This is a genomic window from Bifidobacterium sp. POST2/T3 (B1) (assembly GCF_058197115.1).
This window is the reverse complement of record NZ_JBVPQK010000381.1, coordinates 1-2,508: the sequence shown is the minus strand read 5'-3', so window position 1 is coordinate 2,508 and position 2,508 is coordinate 1. Positions and strand designations below refer to the sequence as shown.

Annotated in this window: 2 protein-coding genes; both read right to left on the bottom strand. The window is 60.0% G+C overall.

Features of this window, described 5'->3' with window-relative positions:
* Positions 1-56: 56 nt before the first annotated feature.
* Positions 57-1,343, bottom strand: a complete 1,287-nt coding sequence (locus AC0AP0_RS11875; RefSeq protein WP_490430614.1) for an HRDC domain-containing protein — start codon at positions 1,341-1,343, stop codon at positions 57-59.
* A 349-nt stretch (positions 1,344-1,692) separates the two neighbouring features.
* Positions 1,693-2,508 (bottom strand): pyruvate formate-lyase-activating protein (pflA, locus tag AC0AP0_RS11870; RefSeq protein WP_490430610.1); only part of this gene is annotated, 816 nt, incomplete at its 5' end.

The following is a 2,508-nucleotide window of genomic DNA, read 5'->3' as shown; positions in this document are numbered from 1 at the left end:
TTTTCACGCTGCGCTCCAATTCATCCAAACCGTTTGATCTGCCAGTAAGGCAACCGTTACATAATAGCGCGAGTCAGGGACTCTGACAGGAGCGAAACCTGCCAGGGACGGGCGCCCTCCTGACGCAGGAAGTCAGCCACATCCCGTTTCTCCGGTTCGTCTGTCCAGCAGAGGTTGCGCAAGTAGCGGGGCTTAATCAGAATCTCGTCGGGGGTGTTGGTCCGGTGACCCACTTCAGTCACTGCCTTGCGCGCTGCCTCCAGCCTGGCGAACCGGTCCGGATGGCGGCGTCTCCAGGCCTGCATGGACTTGGGGGCGTTGGTCTCCTCCCCTCGCGGCTTGGGAGGCACCGGTAGCTCTTCGGTAGGCAGGCTCAGCGCCTCCAGAATGGCCTGTTTCCAGACCGAGGGCCTGACCCGGCGCTGGATGGGCGCATAGCGCTCGAACATGCGGTCCTGCTCTCCGCCGGTGTGGATCCTGACCCGCTCGTTCAAGGATCTGATGGCCCGGAATTGGGCGTTGTTGTGGGGCTTGAGCCTGCCGGCCTCGATGATGGCCTTGTCGGGCAGGAGCAGCGTCGGAGCTATGTCGTAACGGCGGGCCAGCTGGTCTCGGGTGGTCCACAGGGAACGGGCCACAGCCAGGCCTCGACGGTCATTGTGCAGGGCGTTGATATGCGAGATATGCCGCCAGGGCTGCTCAGGCTCCGGCTTGGGGATTTTGCACCGCTCCAGCAGCCAGGCGAATTCCTGCCTGGCCCATTCATCCTTGCCGTGATGACGCAGATCCTCCAGCTCGCGCACTCGCACCTGATCCAGCAGCTCCACGTCCAAGGCGGCGTAATTGCGCCAATCACGCGGCAGTGGACGATAGGACCAGTCCGCAGCAGAGTGCTCCTTGGCCAGCGTCAGCCCCAGGTAATGCGCTGTCACAGCAGACAAGCCGTAATGACCTAAATTGAGCATCCTGGCCGCCAACTCAGTGTCGAAGAGTGATGATGACCTCATGCCCAATGCATAGAAGCCAGGCAGATCCTGAGGGGAGTCATGAATGATCCATTGGGCCCCATCAACAGCCTTATTGAATTCCGACCAGTCACAGCCGGCCTGCATCAGAGCGGGCGGATCCAGCAGGAATATCCCCGCCCCCCGGCGTTTGAACTGGACGAGGTAGTCGTCGTGGCCATAGCGGAAGCCCGAGGCCCGTTCAGCATCCGCGGCCAGCGCACCGCTGCCCTGGGACAGCATCCGACAGGCCCGGCTGTATCCGGCCATATCGTTAATGACCGACGGCACACCCTGGGCGGGCTCTGAAAGCAGCTGCGTCTTAGGCTCCGTGGTCACCTGCGCTCAACCTCTTTTGTAGTTTGTCTTCCATCACGACACCGGGCCGACCGGCCCGGAAAACACACGCCTGAAAGCATAGTCCATGCCCTCAACCCACTGGGAGACATTTGCAAAGCATGCCTTGTCGGCAATTTATCGATGTACAGTATCGGTCATTCATAAAGCCGGTCATTCAACGTTCCAGTCATTTAGTGATTCCGCCATTCAGCGAGTCTGCCATTCACTGATTGGCTGGCTGGCCTTCACACAAGCAGACAAAACTCCCCACGGTGTTAGCCGTGGGGAGTCATAAGACAATTATTCTGATTGTTCCTGGGCCACCCGGGAACCAAACTAGTTCTGCGCCTCAGTAGACCACGAATCCATGGGCCTCAAGCTGCTTCTTGACCCGATCCTTCAGGGCCGCAGAGGGGCCTTTGGCATCCTCCAGCGGGTAGGGGATGCGCAGCTCATGCCACTTGGGCCGTCCAAGCTGATGGAAGGGAAGCACATCAATGTGCTCGATGGCATCCTTGAACTGTTCGCACACCCGAGCCACATTCTCGACGTTCTCCTCGGAGTCGGTCAGCCCTGGCACCAGCACAAAACGAACCCAGATCTTGCTGCCACGGGCAGCCAGACGCTTGCCGAATTCGATTGTGGGGGCCAGCGTGCCGCCGGTCACCTTTTTGTAGGTGGCCTCGTCGCCGGACTTGACATCCAGCAGGCACAGGTCGATATCGTCAATCATGGCATCGGTGTAGTTGCGATTGAGGAAGCCCGAGGTGTCCAGGCAGGTGTGAACGCCCATCTCCTTGGCAGCACGAAAGACGCGTGAGACAAAGGCTGCCTGCATCATGGACTCGCCGCCGCTGAAGGTGATTCCTCCGCCCGTGCTCTTGAAGAGGTCCTGGTAGCGGGCCACCTTGTCAATCATGGCCTGCAGATATACGGGCTGGCCATCGCGCATCTTCCAGGTGTCGGGGTTCTGGCAGTACTGGCAACGCAGGGGGCATCCGCTCATGAAGACGGTCATCCTTGTGCCCGGCCCGTCCACTGAGGTGTTGATGTCCCAGGAGTGAACAAATCCGATGTCGCCCGTGCGTAGGGCATTCATACGGTCGTGCCGGTCCAGTCCAATGGGCGATTCGAACCCCGAAAGGCCGCCCATCAGGGTCTGGCT